18 protein-coding genes and 1 tRNA gene are annotated in these 18,743 nt (G+C 59.4%); 8 read left to right on the forward strand and 11 right to left on the reverse strand.

Annotated elements, in window-relative coordinates:
* Window positions 1-125: 125 nt before the first annotated feature.
* Window positions 126-1,682, forward strand: a complete 1,557-nt coding sequence (locus HQN82_RS06075) for a phospholipase D family protein (RefSeq protein WP_173614667.1) — start codon at window positions 126-128, stop codon at window positions 1,680-1,682.
* A gap of 15 nt (window positions 1,683-1,697) precedes the next feature.
* On the opposite strand, the gene HQN82_RS06080 is transcribed toward HQN82_RS06075, so the two are convergent.
* The 3 genes from HQN82_RS06080 to HQN82_RS06090 form a co-directional block, all read right to left on the reverse strand.
* Window positions 1,698-2,531: a response regulator gene (locus HQN82_RS06080; protein WP_004442009.1), complete on the reverse strand. Its 834-nt coding sequence runs from the start codon at window positions 2,529-2,531 to the stop codon at window positions 1,698-1,700.
* A 161-nt stretch (window positions 2,532-2,692) separates the two neighbouring features.
* Window positions 2,693-5,206: a GcvT family protein gene (locus HQN82_RS06085; RefSeq protein ID WP_060942363.1), complete on the reverse strand. Its 2,514-nt coding sequence runs from the start codon at window positions 5,204-5,206 to the stop codon at window positions 2,693-2,695.
* A gap of 348 nt (window positions 5,207-5,554) precedes the next feature.
* Window positions 5,555-8,173: a mechanosensitive ion channel family protein gene (locus HQN82_RS06090; protein ID WP_173614668.1), complete on the reverse strand. Its 2,619-nt coding sequence runs from the start codon at window positions 8,171-8,173 to the stop codon at window positions 5,555-5,557.
* Between the two features lie 137 nt (window positions 8,174-8,310).
* Between HQN82_RS06090 and HQN82_RS06095 the strand changes: the two genes are divergently transcribed.
* Both HQN82_RS06095 and HQN82_RS06100 read left to right on the forward strand, forming a co-directional pair.
* On the forward strand, window positions 8,311-8,565 hold the full coding sequence (locus HQN82_RS06095; protein WP_004442014.1) for a GlsB/YeaQ/YmgE family stress response membrane protein: 255 nt from the start codon (window positions 8,311-8,313) through the stop codon (window positions 8,563-8,565).
* Between the two features lie 155 nt (window positions 8,566-8,720).
* Window positions 8,721-8,796, forward strand: a tRNA-Lys gene (locus HQN82_RS06100).
* A gap of 161 nt (window positions 8,797-8,957) precedes the next feature.
* Here the strand turns inward: HQN82_RS06100 and HQN82_RS06105 are convergent.
* The gene (locus HQN82_RS06105) at window positions 8,958-9,401 is read right to left on the reverse strand and encodes an energy transducer TonB family protein (RefSeq protein ID WP_234904870.1); all 444 of its coding nucleotides are present in this window, start codon (window positions 9,399-9,401) and stop codon (window positions 8,958-8,960) included.
* A 402-nt stretch (window positions 9,402-9,803) separates the two neighbouring features.
* On the opposite strand from HQN82_RS06105, the gene HQN82_RS06110 reads away from it, so the two are divergent.
* The 3 genes from HQN82_RS06110 to HQN82_RS06120 all read left to right on the forward strand — a co-directional run bounded on the left by HQN82_RS06110 (window position 9,804) and on the right by HQN82_RS06120 (window position 10,934).
* Window positions 9,804-10,055: a hypothetical protein gene (locus HQN82_RS06110; protein ID WP_004442017.1), complete on the forward strand. Its 252-nt coding sequence runs from the start codon at window positions 9,804-9,806 to the stop codon at window positions 10,053-10,055.
* A 202-nt stretch (window positions 10,056-10,257) separates the two neighbouring features.
* Window positions 10,258-10,482, forward strand: a complete 225-nt coding sequence (locus HQN82_RS06115; protein ID WP_004442019.1) for a hypothetical protein — start codon at window positions 10,258-10,260, stop codon at window positions 10,480-10,482.
* A 263-nt stretch (window positions 10,483-10,745) separates the two neighbouring features.
* Window positions 10,746-10,934: a hypothetical protein gene (locus HQN82_RS06120; RefSeq protein WP_004442020.1), complete on the forward strand. Its 189-nt coding sequence runs from the start codon at window positions 10,746-10,748 to the stop codon at window positions 10,932-10,934.
* A 129-nt stretch (window positions 10,935-11,063) separates the two neighbouring features.
* Here the strand turns inward: HQN82_RS06120 and HQN82_RS06125 are convergent, their stop codons facing one another.
* Window positions 11,064-11,315: a hypothetical protein gene (locus tag HQN82_RS06125; protein WP_004442021.1), complete on the reverse strand. Its 252-nt coding sequence runs from the start codon at window positions 11,313-11,315 to the stop codon at window positions 11,064-11,066.
* A 148-nt stretch (window positions 11,316-11,463) separates the two neighbouring features.
* A complete protein-coding gene (locus tag HQN82_RS06130; protein ID WP_004442022.1) occupies window positions 11,464-11,622 on the reverse strand; it encodes a hypothetical protein in 159 nt (52 codons plus the stop codon).
* A 259-nt stretch (window positions 11,623-11,881) separates the two neighbouring features.
* On the opposite strand from HQN82_RS06130, the gene HQN82_RS06135 reads away from it, so the two are divergent.
* Window positions 11,882-12,319, forward strand: a complete 438-nt coding sequence (locus tag HQN82_RS06135) for a PACE efflux transporter (RefSeq protein WP_004442023.1) — start codon at window positions 11,882-11,884, stop codon at window positions 12,317-12,319.
* A 59-nt stretch (window positions 12,320-12,378) separates the two neighbouring features.
* Here HQN82_RS06135 and HQN82_RS06140 read toward each other — a convergent pair whose 3' ends face one another.
* From HQN82_RS06140 to HQN82_RS06155, 4 genes are read right to left on the reverse strand one after another with little or no spacing between them, the layout of a single operon-like run.
* Entirely contained in the window at window positions 12,379-12,981 is a 603-nt protein-coding gene (locus tag HQN82_RS06140; protein ID WP_034498940.1) for an ABC-type transport auxiliary lipoprotein family protein, read from the reverse strand.
* A 15-nt stretch (window positions 12,982-12,996) separates the two neighbouring features.
* The gene (locus HQN82_RS06145; RefSeq protein ID WP_004442026.1) at window positions 12,997-14,367 is read right to left on the reverse strand and encodes an MlaD family protein; all 1,371 of its coding nucleotides are present in this window, start codon (window positions 14,365-14,367) and stop codon (window positions 12,997-12,999) included.
* An 8-nt stretch (window positions 14,368-14,375) separates the two neighbouring features.
* On the reverse strand, window positions 14,376-15,215 hold the full coding sequence (locus tag HQN82_RS06150) for an ABC transporter ATP-binding protein (RefSeq protein ID WP_037093204.1): 840 nt from the start codon (window positions 15,213-15,215) through the stop codon (window positions 14,376-14,378).
* A gap of 10 nt (window positions 15,216-15,225) precedes the next feature.
* A complete protein-coding gene (locus tag HQN82_RS06155) occupies window positions 15,226-16,386 on the reverse strand; it encodes an ABC transporter permease (protein ID WP_004442030.1) in 1,161 nt (386 codons plus the stop codon).
* Between the two features lie 143 nt (window positions 16,387-16,529).
* Here HQN82_RS06155 and dgcA point away from each other — a divergent pair, with 143 nt between their 5' ends.
* Complete coding sequence (gene dgcA, locus HQN82_RS06160) at window positions 16,530-17,513, forward strand: N-acetyl-D-Glu racemase DgcA (protein ID WP_112765843.1); 984 nt, start codon at window positions 16,530-16,532, stop codon at window positions 17,511-17,513.
* A gap of 297 nt (window positions 17,514-17,810) precedes the next feature.
* Here the strand turns inward: dgcA and HQN82_RS06165 are convergent, their stop codons facing one another.
* Window positions 17,811-18,650, reverse strand: coding sequence for a UDP-2,3-diacylglucosamine diphosphatase (locus HQN82_RS06165; protein WP_006697377.1), 840 nt, complete (start codon window positions 18,648-18,650; stop codon window positions 17,811-17,813).
* Between the last annotated feature and the right edge of the window lie 93 nt (window positions 18,651-18,743).

Raw genomic sequence — 18,743 nt, forward strand, 5'->3', positions numbered from 1 at the left:
TTGGCAAGCCCGTTGTCGCGCCTGTACCGGTTTTTCGTACTGCCGCCGAACCGAAATGAACGCTTTATTCCCTCGCGCGTTTCCATCCCGCCTGATACTCTCCAGGCCGGGAGCGATCAAAACAAGTGACTGCATTTACGGTCTTCATCATCATTCTTCTGCTGCTCGTCGGGCCGAGCCTGTTTGTCGTCATCGGTAAACAGCGGGAAAAATCCATTCCCAAACGCCCCTCCGCCGCCCTGCCCGTCACTGAGGACGAAACTGTGCTGGATCGGCACTGGCAGACCATAAAGAACGGCTGGAGCGAAAAGAATGCGCTGTGCCTGCTACATTCCAATCTCGATGCATTTGCGGTGCGCGTCGCGGCGGCGCGCGCGGCCGGGCGTAGCCTCGATCTCATGTATTACATGTGGAATGCGGACCTGACGGGACGGCTGATGATGCGCGAGGTCATCGCGGCGGCCGATCGCGGCGTGCGGGTACGGCTGCTGCTCGATGATCTCGGCGTCTCCATGTCAGACCGAATTTTCCACGCCATCGACAGCCATCCCAATATCGAACTTCGCCTGTTCAACCCCACCCGGGCGCGGGAGAACATGCTCCATCGCGGCATGGAACTTTTGCTGCGCTTTCGCAGTGTCAATCGCCGCATGCATAACAAGTCCTGGATTGCCGATGGCCGCGCGGTGATCGTTGGCGGTCGAAATATCGGCGACGCCTATTTCGATGCGGCCGAACGGGCGAATTTCCACGATTTCGATATTCTCGGCTTCGGTGACGTCGTGGCCGACGCAACGGAAATATTCGATGATTACTGGAACAGCGCCGTTTCCGTCCCCGTTCGCTCGCTTCTGGCGCGCAGGCCGAGCAAACTCGCAAGATTACGGCGCGAGCTGGACGCACTGCCAAAAAGCGAAGCCGCAAAACCTTATCTGGAGCGCGTTGAAAGCCAGTATGACCGAGATCATTTCCTGATGTCGGACCGCATGCACTGGGTGGATTCCGTGGATGTGCTTGCCGATCCTCCGGAAAAAGCGGCAGGCAAGCGGCGGAAGGGCCACAACTTCCTGATGGAAAGCCTGCTGCCCCTGCTGCAGGCGGCAAGCGACAGCCTGCACGTCACATCCCCTTACTTCATTCCCGGCAAACAGGGCGTTGAGATTTTCCTTGATATTGCCGAACGGGGCGTATCGCTGGCCATCCTCACCAATTCGCTGGCGGCAACGGATGTGGCCGCCGTTCACGCCGGATATGCCCGCTATCGCAAGCCGCTTCTCTCGGGCGGCGTACGCCTGCACGAGCTGCGTTCGCAGGTGGACCAGCCGAACTTCACCCTGCGCGGTTCCGGACAGGCGAGCCTGCACACCAAGGCATTCACGCGTGACGGCATGACAGGTTATATCGGCTCGCTGAATTTCGATCCGCGCTCGGCCTCCCTCAATACGGAGATGGGCGTGGTCTTCACATCGCCGCCGCTGGTCGCTTGCATGGACGAAATATTCGCCGAGGAAATCCGCCGCACGATGAGCTTTGAACTGGAGATCGACAGCAGCAACCGCATCGTCTGGACGACGGAGGAACAGGGCCGTACCAAGACCTACCGGCGCGAGCCAGACGCCGCTATCGGCCGCCGCGTCATCGCCGGCATCATGCGTTTCCTGCCGCTTGAATCTCAGCTTTGAAGACGAGCGTCCGGCTCACGCAGCCGGCCGCACCCCGGACTTCGCCAACTGTATCTGCACCAGCGTATCGAGGTTCTGGTTGACGCGGCAATAGAACTCTTCATCAATGAAGGGCCGCAGCATGAAATCATTGCCGCCAGCCTTCAGGAAACGCGCCGACAGCAGACGGTTGGTGGAGGAGGAAACACCGATGATGCGCAGTTCATGGGAGCCGCGCACGGTGCGGATGCGCCGCGTCAGCTCGAAACCGTCAATATCGGGCATGTTATAGTCGGTGACGACGAGGCCGATATCGGGATTGGCCCTTAGAATATCGAGCGCCTTCGCACCGCTGTCTGCCAGGCTGACGCGGAAATTATAACGCTTGAGACGGCTCGAAAGCAGCGCCCGCGCCGTCGGGCTGTCGTCAACGATAAGCACATGATGGCGGTGGTTGGTGAGGAAGCGACAGACGGATTCCGTCAGCATATCCACGGCGAAGATATTGTCTTTCAGAATATAATCCACCACGTCCTTGGCGATCAGCGTTTCACGCGTCGCCTCGTGGAAGGTGCTGGTGAAAACGATGGTCGGGATCGATAGATCGATCAGATATTCCAGCGCTTCGCCCTTTTCCGCGCCCGGCAGGTTGATGTTGGAAATGGCGAGCGTCACCGGCTCGGAAGAATGTTCGTAGCAGGCCTGCAATTCCTCGAAGGAGCGGCATACTTCCACGGTAACGCCCAGCATCTCGTTGAGCCGCCTGCTCACCATCTGGGTAAATACGTTACTGTCTTCCGCCAGTAAAATGCGGTTATTGGTAAAAGGCACGCCCGAATATTGCATGCCCGTGATGCCCAGGAAATTCATTCTGCCCCGATCCCCCATCGTATGTCAGCGGAAGATAGCAGGCTCATTTTGCGGAATGATTAATAGCATTTTTCCTGAAGCGTCAGTTCAGCATATGCTTACCTAAACGGAAATACGGCCCGCGAGGGGCCGTATTCCGATTTTGGGAGGGGATTTTGGTCTTATGCGCGCAGAAGCGCGTTGTCGGTGTCGAACGGGCTTTCTTCCACCACCTCAGCGTCATAGGACGTGCCGAGAATACGGATCTTCAGCTTGGTGCCGACTGCGGCATATTCCGGCTTGAGCATGGCGAGCGCGATCGACTTGCCGAGACGCCAGCCGAAACCGCCGCTCGTCGCGCGCCCTGCAAGTGCGCCGTTTTCATCGAAGATCGCTTCCGAACCGCGCGCATCGACATCCGTATTGCCCGACACGGTGAGCGTCGAGAAGACCGACTTCAGGCCCGCCTCCTTGTAGGCCACCAGTGCGTCGCGGCCAATGAAGCTCTTCTCCGGGCGCAGGAAACGGTCGAGACCCGATTCATAGGCATTGTATTCCACCGAAAGCTCGCGGCCCATATTGCGATAGGACTTTTCGAGCGACATGGAAACCATGGCGCGGATACCGAAAGGCTTGATGCCGAATTCGGCACCGGCTTCCATCAACCGGTCGAAGATGTAGTTCTGCATCTCGATCGGGTGATGCAACTCCCAGCCGAGTTCACCCACGAAGTTGACGCGCAGCGCATGCGCCGTCGCAACGCCGACGGAAATCTGCTTGCCGGTGAGCCAGGGGAAGTCCTTGTTCTCAAGGCTGGTGCGGGTCAGCTTCTTCAGGAGATCACGCGATTTCGGACCGGCCAGAACCAGCACGCCGTATTTCTGGGTGATCGGCTGCAGCACGACCGAGCCATCGGTCGGCGCCAGACGGAACAGCACGTCGTGGTCATGCGCTTCGAGACCACCGGCCGAAACCATGTAGAAGCGGCCCGGCGCCCATTCATAGACCGTGAACTCCGCCTTCACGCCGCCATTCGGCGTCAGAAGATGGGTGAGCGCGATGCGGCCTCGCTTCTTCGGCACCGCGTTGGCGAGAATGCTGTCGAGCCAGGCACGCGCGCCGGGGCCGGAAACCTCCATCTTCGCGAAGGCCGACATATCGAGCACGCCGACATTCTGATGCACGTTCTTCACTTCGTTGCCGACATGCTCGAAGTAGTTCGAGCGGCGGAACGACCACTTCTCAACGATACGGCCATCATCCAGAGCCGGTGCATGGTTATGACTGGTGATGACATCGGCGCCAACGCCGAGGTCTTCCTCACGCAGCGCGTAACCTTCGGGCGCATACCAGTTGGCGCGCTCCCAGCCATAGACGGAGCCGAACACGCCGCCGAGCTTCTTCAGACGGTCGTAAACCGGCGTCGTCTTCAGCGGGCGGGCGGCAGAGCGCTCTTCATCCGGGTAATGCATGGTGAAGACGTTGGCATAGGCTTCCTCGTTCTTGGCGATGAGGTAACCTTCCGTTGCGTAAGGGCCGAAGCGGCGCGGATCGACACCCATCAGGTCGAGCGTCGGCTCGCCATCGACGATCCATTCGGCTAGCTGCCAGCCAGCACCACCAGCGGCGGTGATGCCGAAGGAGTGGCCTTCATTCAGCCAGAAATTCTTCAGGCCCGGCGCAGGACCGACGATTGGATTGCCATCAGGCGTATAGGCAATCGCGCCGTTATAGACCTTCTTGATGCCCACTTCGCCGAAGGCCGGAACGCGCACCATGGCTGTTTCGATATGCGGCATCAGTCGATCGAGTTCTTCCTGGAACAGCTCATATTCGCTGTCATCGGATGGACCGTCGACATAACAGACCGGCGCGCCAACTTCATAAGGACCGAGGATCAGCCCGCCTGCCTCTTCACGCATGTACCAGGCCGAGTCGGATTCGCGCAGCACGCCCATTTCCGGCAAGCCCTGGCGGCGGCGTTCCTGAATGGCCGGATGCGGCTCGGTGACGATGTACTGATGCTCGACCGGAATGACCGGAATGTTGATGCCGACCATCTCGCCGGTCTTGCGCGCGAACGAGCCCGTGCAGGAGATGATGTGTTCGGCGATGATCTCGCCCTTGTCGGTCGTCACCTTCCAGTGACCGTCTTCAAGCTGCTCGATGGCGGTGACTGTCGTGTTGCGATAGATGGTCGCCCCGCGGTCACGCGCGCCCTTGGCCAGCGCCTGCGTCAGATCGGCGGGCTGGATATAACCATCGTCAGGATGCTGGATAGCGCCGAGCAGGCCGTCCGTCTCGCAGAGCGGCCAGATCTCCTTCACCTGCTCCGGCGTCAGCATGTTGACGCGCACGCCGATGGTCTCGGCAATGCCGGCATAATACATATATTCGTCCCAGCGATCCTTGGTGCGGGCGAGACGGATGTTGGAGACCTTGGAGAAACCGACATTCATGCCGGTCTCTTCCTGCAGTTCCTCGTAGAACTTCACGGAATATTTGTGGATCTGGCCAACCGAGTAGCTCATGTTGAACAGCGGCAGAAGCCCGGCCGCGTGCCAGGTGGAACCGGAGGTCAGCTCCTTGCGCTCGATGAGCACGCTGTCGCTCCAGCCCTTCTTGGCCAGATGATAAAGCGTCGAGACGCCGACGACGCCGCCACCGATCACCACCGCCCGTGCATGTGTCTTCATTTACAGAACCCCTGAAAAGCGCCGGCCTTGCCTTATTCCGCCAGCTTTGGATGGGAGGAATATGAAGCGCTTGCGGGTCGTTCAGCCGCCTGATTGCGACATGGCCATAGGGTGCTGCGACAGGGAAGAAATTGCGGAGCGTGCCGGACGAACGTTGCACAGCTTTGCCGCTCTTTTCTTCTCCCGCCGGAGAGAAGCTGGCGCGGAGGATCGGATGAGGGGCAACGTTGCCGGACTCCGCAGAGCGCGCCCCCTCAACCCGCTGCCGCGACCTTTCTCGCTGCCGGGGAGAAGGGGAAAACCGGCGAGCCCACTGGCCGGAACTCAATGTCCGCGATCAACAGCGATCTACGCTTTCGCGCCGGGTTTCTCCTTCGGCTCTGTCGCCTTGTCGTTTTTCGGCGCCTCTTTCTCTGGCGATGCGGCGCCCGTATGGGCCACCACCGCCTTGTCGCCCTCCTCCGAAAGCAGGGCTGCCAGCATCTGCGGATTGGCGTCGCCTTCCACGTGGATGTTGAGGTTGCGTTGCGGGAACGGGATGGCGATGCCCTCCTCGCGGAAGCGCTGGAGAATGGCGATCCTCAGGGAGTTCTTCACGGCAAGCCCATTCGAGAGGTCTGCGAGATGGAAGCGCAGTTCGAAATCCAGCGAAAAGTCGCCGAAACGGAGGAATTCCACATGCGGCTCGGGATTGCGCAATACCGGCGGCTGGGCGCGCACCAGCTCAAGCAGAATGTCCATGACCCTCTGCGGATCGGAATCATAGGCAACAGAGACCGGGATTTCAGCGCGCATGATGCGGTTGCGGTGCGTCCAGTTACCAACGGAGGAATTGATGAATTCGGAATTCGGCACGATGATCGATTGGCCGCGGAAGGTCTCGATTTCCGTTGCGCGCACCGAAAGCCGCTTGACCGTGCCTTCGGTCGTTCCCGTCACCACCCAGTCGCCAACCTTGAAGGGGCGCTCCACCAGCAGGATGAGGCCGGAGACGAAGTTCGACACGATATTCTGCAAGCCGAAACCGATACCGACCGAAAGGGCGGAAGCGACCAGCGCCAGACTGGAGAGGTTGAGGCCGGCGGAAGACACGCCGAAAATGGCCGCAACCGCAATGCCGAGATATCCGATGCCTGTTTTGACGGAGTTGCGTACGCCGGCATCCACCTGGCCGCGCGCCATGACGTTGCTGTCCAGCCACTTCTGGAACCAGCGGGTGATGATGTAACCGATGGCGAAGACGAGAATGCCGCCGAAAATGCCGATCAGCGAGATCGAGGCATTGCCGACGGTGATGCCCGTCAGCAGGCGATAGGCCCAGCTTTCTATATCGCCGGGCTGGAAGCCCCAGGAAAACAGGATGAGCGGCACACCGAAGGTCAAGGCCACGGCATAGATGCCAAGCCCCGCCACGAGCCCGGCCTGATCGAGCGGCACGGGTCCAAGGCCATAACGGCGGGCAAGGTAACGGCCGACGAGCGATTCGGCGAAGGCGCCCTGCCGGGAAATGGCCTTGCCTGAGAGAATGCCGATATACATGGTGGCCAGCACCGCGCCTGTCGCAACGATCTGCGTGGCGAGGAAGCGCGCAAGACCGACATAACCCGTCAGGCACGCGCCGATGAGAACGAGGCCGCCGATGCGCAGCAGAATGACGAGCCAGCGCGGCAGGCGCTGGTTGCCGGTCTCGTAATCCTGCCCCTCGCCGATCACCGGCCTCAGGAACGATACGGCGAGCAGAATGAGACCGATGATGATCGAGGCGACGAAACTCTTGGCAACGGTGACGATAAGCGGCGAATAAAGCGTCTCGCTGATGGTGCCGAACAGATAATCGAGACCATTCACCAGCGCCATCAAAAGCACGGCCGAGGACAGCTGATGTGCGCCGCGATTGGAAACCTTCAGCAGGCGCCATTCCGGCTGCGTCGGCGCAAAGATCGCATAGCTCAGCCGCGACACGAAATAAACGAAGCCCGTGACCGCCATGGCGCCGAACAGGATCGGCGCGATGTCGGACCGCAACACGTTGAAATTATCAAGGAAAAACGCCGACGTGAGCAGAAACAGGAACAGCGACAGCGACTGCACCATGGTGGACCAGAAGGCCACCGATAGCCGTCTCAAATAGGATGGTGCCCCCGTGAAGGCGCGCCGCTCCATACGACTGCCGAAAAGACGGTAGCCGCCAACCAGAAACAGCAATGCGGCCATGATCGACAGCGTCACCGCCCCGAACATCGGCAGCCGCTTGTAATTCCATACGTAGGCTGCCCAGCTGCTGAAGGCATTGTTGAGGTTGGTGAGTTCCGTCACGAAGGCGGATGAGGCATCACCGAGCGTCTCGGCGGAGACTTCCGTTCGCTTGAACAGCGTTGCGGCAAACAGCGCCCGGCGGACGGCTGTTATATTGTTGGAAATTTGTGCGGCATTATTGGCCGTGGCCTCCACCTCGCCGGCCATGGCATTCACTTCGCCGCGTTCCGCCGTCAGCCGGTTACGCTCGTCCGTCACCATGTCGGCTTCCGGAGGCTGCCCTTCGCCGGGCGCGGCACCCAGTGCATCCAGCCGGGTTTTGATCTGGTCCAGCCGCGCTCGAAGCTTGGTGTTGGTTGCGGCAGCATCGGCGGCGATACCGTCCGCCCGCCCCTTGAGATCGACAAGCTGGGCGTCATCGCGTCCGCCTGCCTCCACCTGTCCCGAAATAAACGCCAGATCCGATTTCCATTTTTCCAGATCGGCTTTTGCCTGCTCGATGGTCGAGGGCTGGATGGCGCCCGGCGCCGTGGGCGTCGTCGCCTCCTGCGCCGAGACAGGCGCAACGCGCAAGACGCTGAAAAGCGCAAAAATCGCGACCAGAAAGGCGGCAAGTCCGCCGCTCCGCCGGCCACGGCCCGCCCGCTTGTGAAGCACTCGCCTGCCGCTCATCCATCCGCCAAACATCAACCGCACATCCACGCCTTTCATCTCTTGCACCGCATCAGGCTATTTAGCGCCTGCAGCGCGGAAAACCACCCGCATGAAGCGAGGTTTTCAGGAGTTTACCTTGCTTTTCCCCGCGCGAATCATCACCTTTGATCGTGCAGCAAACATGGGAGGAAATCATGGAATCTGCTGGCATTGGCTGGATTGCAGCCATCATCATCGGTGGCGTCGCGGGGTGGCTCGCCGAACAATTCATGAAAAGCAATATGGGTGTTTTCATGAACATCCTTCTCGGAATCGTCGGCGCCATCATCGCCAACGCCATCCTTTCGGTCTTCGGAATCGTTTTGACCGGCTGGCTGGGATATTTGATCGCCGGCTTCATCGGCGCTTGCATCCTCATCTTTATCGGGCGGGCGTTCAGGCGCGGATGACGAAAAGAAAAAATCCGTAAAACCCCGGATTTCCAGGCTTTTCCAGCGCGGCCGAAATTTTTTCGTCACAAAAATCGAAGAAATTTCATTTACGCGCTGGACAAGCCCAAACTTCCCCTTTATACGCCCCCTCACACCGCCACACGGTGCCGGTCGGGTGATTAGCTCAGTTGGTAGAGCAGCTGACTCTTAATCAGCGGGTCGTAGGTTCGAGCCCTACATCACCCACCAAATTTCTCCATAATGACAAGACATTGCGATGCCGGATTGAAGCATCGCGTGAGCTTCGGAAGCCTCGTCTTAGGTCGGGCATTCCGCGCGATAGCAGTAAAATTGCTGCGGCAGTCACGACGCCAGCGCTCGAAGCGTCGCGTGTTTTCGCCTGACCTCCTCTAAAGTTCCAGCGTCGGCACAGGCTCTTTTACACCGACAAAACGCGGCGCCAGCGGCCGGCCGGCGATACGGCTTCCAAACTGCTCGGTAAAGGGAACAGGTGCCGCCCGCCTTACCGCCTCGATGGCGGATTCGATGAAGGCCCTGCGTCTTGGACTATCCTCCTGCGGGCGCCCGGCAATCACCACCACCTTGTCCCTTATCCTTCCGTCCTTGTGCAAAATGAACTGCAGCGTCACCACCAGTCCCTCCGTGTCCTCCGGCGGCACCCAGCAGGCGAAGATGGCATCGAACATTTCGTTGAGATTGCCGACAGGCGTAGGGTCCTTGCAGGCGCGCGACTGAGCGGAAGCCTGCGCCAGGAAACCTGTCAGCACGATGGCGCAGGCCACAAGGCCCGAGAGCTTGCCGGTCGGGCAAGCCGGGAATGAAAGAATGAACAAATCTGCTATCCTTTCCTCGCGACACAGCCGCAGGATGGTGAGCCCGTGCCGCCTGTCAGCAAGTGATGGTTAAAATATCAATGAAATAAAAATCGGATATACTGCCTAACCTAGATACAAAATTATGAAGCAAAAATACTCATGAACCTTATAAAATCTATCAAAAAAATATTTATATTACATAATATATTACCCAATAAGCCCCTCTTAATCAAGATATGCATTAAAACCGCACCCCAGAAAGGAAATTGACATAATCCCCGGGCGGTTCTTCAGTCATGCTGCGTCGAGGCACCCAACGATCCCGGGATGCCTCTTCAAATTCTTGCGATGAAGCGGACGAAAGCGCGATTCTCGGCGTTGTGGTGACGTTACTTCCGCAAAGCTGTCTCAATCATCCCTATGATCGAGATTATGAGATTACTCATCACCATATTGCTGTTCGTCCTCGGCGCGGTCGGGAGCGGGGTATGTGCGTTTTTATTATCGGCAGCCCTTGCCGATTCCGGGCTCCTCGGCTCCTGTTTCGAGGGAAGCTGTGCTTTTGCGGCGCTTTTCATGGTGCTTCCGGTCACATGGTTCGTCCTTTTCGCGCTTTATGTCATGGCTCTGCTGATCTGGAGACGAAAACCCTTCCGCAACCGAAGCCTCTGAAAAAGCGCATCCCCGCCTCATCGCTACCGGGCATTCGTTGACAGCGACGGGCACTTGCCGTTAACTCCCGCCTGCTGGGGGATTCGCTGCCAGTGATATCGGGCCCTGCGGGGCATATCCGGTATCACCGGCCTCTGAATGTGCATGTTCCAATTTGCGTTTCGCGTTTGAAGGACATGACGGAAAACAGGGAGACCAAACGATGCGGGCCGCAATCAATTCCCCGTCGCTTTCGATCGACACCATGGACTATCAGGCCGAGTGCCAGTTCGCACTGGAACCCTCCATTCAGGGGCTCATTGAAAAAGCCGAACATGCCGGCTGGAACCGCCAGCAGGCCGCACTCGCCATCGTGGCGCTCGCCAGCGAACATCTCACCGATATGTTATCGACGCTCGCAGCGCCGGACCAACGCCCCCACTCCTGAATGCACCCTGCCGCCGGGGCGGATCAGCGCCCGGGCACTTCTGATATTCATCCCCACACACCGATCCCCAGGCTGGCGTAGGCTAAACGCCTCCACCGCAGGCGCATGATGCGCCTTGCGGAGCCGTGCCGGGCCCCACGCCCGCTGCCACGTGATACGCCCCTGTTTACCCAGCAATGTCGGAATGGCGCTGACAGTCTGCCTTAGTGTTGACACAAGCAGCCAATAATTAGAACATATAGTGAACATTATGGAGGTCAGCGATGAACACAGCAGACGCAACCATAGAAAATGCCCTCACCGTCGTGGCCCGTTCCCGTGACATGCGCGAGCGCGCGCTGGAACGCCGGCGCGAATTGCAGCGGCGCACCGAGGTCATCATCACCCGGCCGCTTTACGTGCTCAAGAAGAGCGAAGGACCGCGGCAATTGTCGCTGAAGCTCGACAGCTGAGGCTGTCTGCCTTTCTGGTGACGTTCAAACGCCTGCAAAACGGCGGCGCGACGCAGCCAGACAATGAAAAATCCCGTGCGGATCACATCGCGCACGGGATTTTCAGAATGAAGAGATCATGGTCCTGTCTTATTGCATGCGTTGCATTGCGGCTTCGGGCTCGCCGGTCGTGGCAACCGCCGCGGCGGGAAGGCGATCGGTCTTTTTCAGGATGACGACGGGCTTGTCAGCCGGTTCCGTCGGCGGAACGATGCTTGCGGTTTTGAATTCGCGGTCGACGGCAGGGACGGAAGCGTTGATCTTTTCATGACCCGCGCATTCCGCAAGCGCTGCGCTGGCGGAAAAACCAAAGACAGCGGCGATAATGAGAACTGATTTCATGTCATTCTCCCTTCGCTTTTATGGCAATCTCCAGTCTAGGTGGAGACGAACCGGATTGAAAATCACACTTTAGAGACACCTTATAAACTTCACGTCGGCAGTCGTCGTTTCGATATGCGAATGGTGCGCCAGAACTGGCCATGCCTTATTATTTCTTCCGCAGATCCAGCGGATTTCCGCAAAGCGGTCTGCGAAATATCATCGCCACGTAACTTCCCTTGAGGGAAATCAGGCTTGGCGTGTAAGTCGAAACCTTAGCCTGGTTGGCGGCCTTGATCGTTCTTCCTTCGAGGGAATTCTGCTGCATTGCACGACTCCTTCCGTAAGCGATAACGAAAATGCACTGGTCTTGTTCCGATCACGGTTTCGTTGGCGCAGTCGAAAGAATGAACGCGTCGCCGCCTGTTTTTTCTTCCGCGACGGCGAGACGAAGCAGGCGGAACACTCCCCAAGTCCCCCATGCTTGAAAAATCCGCCCGAAAGCTATACATGACCAGGCGCGAGGACGACCTCGGCCACATCGGCGACAGCATGCGGGACGGCCCGGTCACACACCGGAGAATAGAATGCGCTCCCTGCAAGATCGTATCCGCCACGCCCTCAGTTTCGAGATCATCGGGCTTCTGCTGGTCATTCCACTTGGCGCATTGCTGTTTGGCATGCCCATGGAGGATATCGGCGTCGTGGGCCTCGTCAGCGCCACGCTCGCGACCATCTGGAATTACGTCTATAATCTCGGTTTCGACCACGCCATGCAGCGCCTGAAGGGCACCACGCTCAAGACACCCGCCATTCGGGTCGGGCACGCGGTGCTGTTCGAACTCGGCCTGCTGATCGTTCTGATGCCCTTCATCGCCTGGTATCTGAATATCAGCCTTGCCCACGCGCTGGTGATGGATATCTCGTTCGCGCTTTTTTACGTGGTCTATGCTTTTGTCTTCAACTGGAGCTACGACCGCGTCTTCCCCCTGCCGGAATGGAAGTCGCAGCAGGACGCCGCCTGAAACGATCGGGAAAATACCGATAGCGTCCGTGCCGGCACCGCGCCTGCACGGACCAACCGTCAGAGAGACTTCAGCGTCCAGGCCACAATCTCGCGCGTCGCGGCGGCAAAGGCCTGGTCGAGTGCTTTCACGAAATTGGCGTTGCCTGAGCCGCTGACGCGGGCGCTGGAACGGAACACCTCCTGCGCCTTCACCGTGCCGTTTCGGTCGTTGAGGAGCTTCACCGAGATTTCGATATTGGCGAGGTTCTTCGCCGTATCGATCTCGAAGGCACGGATATCGCTCACGACCTGATAATCGATCGCCAGCCCCTGCCCCGGCCTGCCGACGCCGCCGAGTTTGCCGGTATCCTCGAACGCTTCCACGAGCTTGGATTGCACCATACGCGGCAGGCGGTCGCTCCACTGCGAATTGCCGAGATATTGCACTTCCGAGCCCGAAAGCCGCACCACGATGTTTTCGCTGTCCAGCGCCTTCAGGGCGGTCGGATCGGCAATCAGCAGCTGACGGCTTTTCAGCGACGGCCCCTGTGTCACCGCCGCCGGCGAGACGGAGAGATCGAAGGTATCGTTCTTCGGCGCGCCCGCGCAGCCCGCCATCATTGCAGCAAGCAGCGGAGCCAGAACGAGGGCGCGGCGTTGGCCGTTCATCGATAGTCTCATTGGCCCATACCCCTCTTAGCGCCTTGTTCTGCCGTCATATTGTTTCACGGTTTCGCCGCCGAAAATCAACCGTTGCGGATCGCGGTCGATATTGGTGATGGCATTGTTGAGATTGTCCACCGTCTGTCGCGTGCTGCCGATCAATGCCTGGAAATCTTTCAGGCCCGAGCTTGAGAAGCGGGTCAGATTGTCGGCGATCGGCCCGATGCGGGCATTGAGATTGTCGGCCACCGCCTTGAAGGAGGTGAGCGTCTCACGCGCCTTGGCAAACAGCGAATTGGCGTCGTCAGTGCCGAGCATGCCGTCCACCTTGGCGAGAATCCCATCAACGCGGCTGGAGGCCAGGTTCAGCTTGCGGCCCATCTCGGTGAAATCGGAAACCGCCTGATCGATATCGGCGCGCCGTGCGCCCACATCATCGGCGATCCGCTTGAAGTTCGCGACAGCATCGCGCGCATCGGCGGTCGCAGAGGAAACGTCGTCAACCACGGTGCCCACCTTGGCGGGATCGACGGAGGCGAGAAGCTCATCCGCGCGCTTGACGACCGTCTGCACTTCCGTGCTTGCCGCCTCGAAATTGCGCGCCGTGCTCTGCACCGTTTCCATGATGCCCTGAATATCGCTCGAAGCCGACGCGACATCCTTCGTCACCTTGTCGACATTGGACAGGATGGAATCGATCTTGCCGGCATCCACTGCCTTTACCAGATCTTCGATGGCGCTCAGCGTGCCGTCGAGGCGCACCGAGACCGACTGTACGGTGGTGGAAAGCGAGCTGAGGCTGGCAATGAAATTCTTGATGCCATCGGAGTTTGCCGCCAGCGCATCGGAGAATTTTTCAGCATTGCGAACCGTCTGCGTCAGCGGGCCGCGCGCATCCTGCACGAAGCCCTGCAATTCGCCGATGGCGCCATCGGCGCGCTTCAGTATCTTGTCGGCGGTGGCAAGCAGGTTGGTGACGCTGGAAAGATCGGCCGTCAGCTCGGCCGGAACACCGCTTTCGACGGCTTTCTGCAGAATGCGCTCGCCATCCTTGTTGCCGCCGGAAAGCTCGATATACGCCGCTCCGGTCAGGCCCTGAATTTCAAGCACGGCGCGTGTGGAAGGGAAAACCGGCGCATCCGCCTGTACCTCGGTAAAGGCGATGGAATAGGCCGGGTCGTCGCGGTCGATTGCAAGCCCGCGCACCGTGCCGACGGGAATACCGTTGAAGCGCACCGGAGAGCCGACCGAAAGGCCATTGGCGGAGCCCGGAATACGCACCACAAGCTGTGCTGTCGGGCCACCGCGGCCGAATTCCGCCATCCAGTAAACGAAGCCGAATGCAGCGGCGATCACGATCAGCGTGAAAATTCCGACTATGGTGTAGTTCGCCTTGGTTTCCATGCTTCTCGTTACTCCACCGGATGTTCCTGCCTGTCGTCCGGAAGAACGACAGAGCGCGCCCGTTTACCGCGGAAATAGGACTGCACCCACGGGTCGTCGCAGGCAAACATGTCCTGCAGCGTCCCTTCCACCAGCACCTTCTTCTGGCCGAGAACCGCAATGCGGTCACAGACGGAGAACAGGCTGTCGAGATCGTGCGTCACCATATAAACGGTCAGGCCGAGCGAATCGCGCAGCCGCGCGATCAGCATATCAAATTCCGCCGCCCCGATGGGATCGAGGCCGGATGTCGGCTCATCGAGGAAGACGAGGTCAGGATCGAGCGACAGCGCCCGGGCAAGCGCTGCGCGCTTGATCATGCCGCCTGACAGTTCGGACGGGTATTTGTCGCCCGCATCGGGCTTCAGCCCCACCATCTCGATCTTGAGATAGGCAAGCTCGTCCATCAGTTTCTTCGGCAGATCGAGATATTCGCGCATCGGCAGCTGGATGTTTTCCTTCACCGTCAGGCCGGAAAACAGCGCGCCCTGCTGGAACAGCACCCCAAGCCGCTGGTCGAGCCTCATGCGCTCGTCCTCGCCCGCCTTGTCATAATCAGAGCCGAGAATGCTGATCGTGCCCGCCTGCCGTGGCAAAAGCCGCAGGACCGTGCGCATCAACACGGATTTTCCGGCCCCGGAGGGACCGATGAAACCCAGGATTTCGCCGCGATAGACATCGAGATTGAGATCTTCCAGCACGTTCCGGCCGTTAAAGCCGACTGTCACGCCCTCGACGGAAAGCACCACCTCGCGGCCGTCTTTTCCGGTGTTTGTCTGCTGCTGCGGTTTCTGGTCCAGTGTTTCCAACGCGCCCTCCCTAGAAATCGATGGCTGCGTAGAAGATGGCAAAAAGACCATCCACCAGAATGACAACGAAGATCGACTTCACCACCGAGGAGGTGACGTGCTGGCCGAGCGATTCCGCCGAGCCGCCCACTTTCATGCCCTCCACCGCCGCGACGATGCCGATGATGAGCGCCATGAACGGCGCCTTGATCATGCCCGCTGCGATGGTCGATTCCTCCACCGCGCCATGCAGACGCGAGAGGAACACCTCAAAAGTGATGCCGGAATAAAGCAGCGCCACGATGGCAGCACCAAAAAGCGCGGCAAAATTGGCGAGAATGGTCAGAAGCGGCAGCGCAATGGTGAGCGCCACCAGTCGCGGGAACACCAGCACGCCCACGGGATTGAGGCCAATCACCTTCAGCGCGTCGATTTCCTCGCGCATCTTCATGGAGCCGATTTCGGCGGTGATGGCGCTGCCGGAGCGGCCGGCAATCATGATCGCAGTCAGCAGAACACCGATTTCACGCAGCTGGAGAATGCCGACCAGATCGACGACGAAGACCTCAGCCCCGAAATATCTGAGCTGGAACGCGCCTTGCTGGGCGATGATGGCACCGATCAGGAACGACATCAGCATGATGATCGGCACGGCGCGCACGCCCATATGGTCGATCTGGTTGACGATTGCCGCCGGCGAGACGCCGCGCCCGCGTCCGAGCTTCATCTGCGCACCGCGCACTGCCGAACCCAGAATATACATGCCCGCCAGGAAATCCGCGCCATTCTGGACCACGGCCTTGCCGATCGGAGAAAAGATGCGCTCCACCAGTCCCTCACGCGCGACCGGCTCCGCCTCCATCTCCGCCTTGTCGGGCAGCTGCCCGATCACCTGCTCGATACGGTCGTTGCCGCTGAGCGTGACTGTCGCACCATTCGCCTCGAGGTCCTTGCGCAGGCGCTGGATGATCCAGGCGCCGGTCGTATCGATGGACTCGACGGAGGAAAGCTCGATCTCCACCGGGCCGGCGGGTCTGCTTTTTTCGATCTTATCGAGATCAGGTAAAACGGCGGAGAGATTACTGTTGCGCCAGGAGCCGCTCATGACATAGCGCAGGCCGCCGCCGGAGACGGTGCCGTCTTCGGTGATTGCGGCCGGGGTCGCCTGTTGCCGTGTGTCCTGTTCTTGCATAATGCTCCGAGCGAATGCAGCCGTCACGAGATTCTTAAAGGTTTCATAACGTTTCGGCCTCCGGCAAGCCACAGTGGCAGCCGACAATTCGTGATAAATTTGGCGTCATGTGTCATTTGACGCCCAATCGGAAGTGAAAAAACATGCCCCGTTACCTTCAAGCCACAACAGAACGTTTCGCCGTTGCTGGCAGCTTCACCATTTCACGCGGCACCCGGACGCATGCGGATGTCGTAACGTGCACCATCCGCGATGGTTCCTTCACCGGCAGAGGTGAATGTGTGCCCTATCCGAGATATGGCGAAAGCATCGAAGGCGTCATTGCCGATATCGAGGCGATGGCGGAGCGGATCGCCGCAGGCCTGACGCGGCAGGAGTTGCAGCAGGCGATGGAACCGGGTGCGGCCCGTAATGCGGTGGATTGCGCGCTTTGGGATATCGAGGCGAAGATGAGCGGCCAGAGCGTCGCCGAGCAGGTCCTCGGACAGGAGGCAGAGCCGCTCGTCACAGCCTATACGATTTCGCTTGCAGACCCGGAGACCATGGCCGCAAAGACCGCAGAGAACGCCGGACGTCCGCTTCTGAAGATCAAGACCGGCACAGCCGACGATGAAGCCCGCCTGCGGGCCGTCCGCGCAGCCGCACCCGAGGCGCGCATCATCATCGATGCCAACGAAGGCTGGAATGACGATAATATCGAATATTATCTGAGGCTTGCGGCAGAGCTGAAGATATCGCTGATCGAACAGCCCCTGCCCGCCGGCAAGGACGCCATTCTCTCCCGTATCGACCATCCGGTGCTGATCTGCGCCGATGAAAGCGTGCATTCCACCAAGGACCTCACCGGCCTGCGCGACCGCTACGACGCGATCAACATCAAGCTCGACAAGACCGGCGGCCTGACGGAGGCGCTTGTCATGAAGGCGGAGGCCGAAAGGCTCGGTTTCACCATCATGGTCGGCTGCATGCTCGGCACCTCGCTGGGCATGGCACCTGCCGTGCTTGCCGCGCAGGGCACGGCCTTTGCCGATCTCGACGGCCCGCTGCTTTTGGCCGAGGATCGGGAGCCTGGGCTGGTTTATGAAGGGTCGCTTGTTTATCCGGCGCGGCCGGAATTGTGGGGATAGAGCTCTCGCTAAGGGTCCGGACTGGGTTGGTGCCTAGAGGCTGCATTCGCACCCTCTCTCCGGTGCGTCACCGGAAGGTTACTGAGAAGCCTCTAAAGCCTCACCTCCGTCATGCCGGACCTAATCCGGCATCCAGCCACGGCGCGTCTGCGCCGTGAGAAATAAGTCTTACGCGATCAAAGACTTGATCGCACTGGATCCCGGCTCAGGGCCGGGATGACGGTATGCGGATGCTACAATTTCAACCAACACTCGTTTACAGGTGAGCCTACCATCAGCGCCCGTCAAACGCTCCAATCACGCCGCGTGCTTGCCAATCAGCCCCGGAATATTCACCGGCTCCATTTCGTCCGATGTCTGCTCGGCAACCACTTCGCTCGTCTGCATCCAGGTGATCAGCTCGAAGCTGCCATCGGCGTTCTCGGCAATCGCCGTGCAGCTTTCCACCCAGTCGCCGGTGTTGATGTAACGTATGCCGTCCATGTCTTCCATGACGGCGTGGTGAATATGGCCACAGATCACGCCGTCGACATTGTTGCGCCGGGCTTCATCCGCCACCACACGCTGGAATTCACCGATGAAGTTGACGGCGTGTTTCACCTGCAGCTTGGCCCAGGCCGAAAACGACCAGTAAGGCAGGCCGATGCGGCGGCGTACGGCGGCGATGGCGATATTGATGGCGATTGCTGCGTCATAGGCCCAGTCGCCGAGATAGGCGAGCAGGCGGGCGTTGCGCACCACCACGTCGAACTCGTCGCCATGGATGATGAGATATTTCCTGCCGTCGGCCGCCTCATGGATCATGCGCTCGGCCACTTCGATGCCGCCGAAATGCATGCCGGGGAACTCCCGCAGGAATTCATCGTGATTGCCGGGAATATACACGATGCGGGTTCCCTTGCGGGCCTTGCGCAGCAGCTTCTGCACCACGTCGTTGCAACCCTGCGGCCAGTACCAGCTGCGGCGCAGGCGCCAGCCGTCGACGATGTCACCAACGAGAATGATCGTTTCGGCCTCGTGATGTCTGAGGAAGTCCAGCAGATAGTCAGTCTTGGCCGCCTTGGAACCAAGATGAACATCCGAAATGAAAAGCGTTCTGAACTGTCTGGTTTCGATTTGACCGGCCACGGATTTCATCCCCCTGTTCGGTTGCGTCCCTGCGGCTTTCTTCCCTCTCAGAACCAGACTCGTGTTTCAGCAACATGACAGCGGCCGTTTTTTGCAGGGAAT

Source organism: Agrobacterium pusense, assembly GCF_013285525.1.
Lineage (GTDB): Bacteria > Pseudomonadota > Alphaproteobacteria > Rhizobiales > Rhizobiaceae > Agrobacterium > Agrobacterium pusense.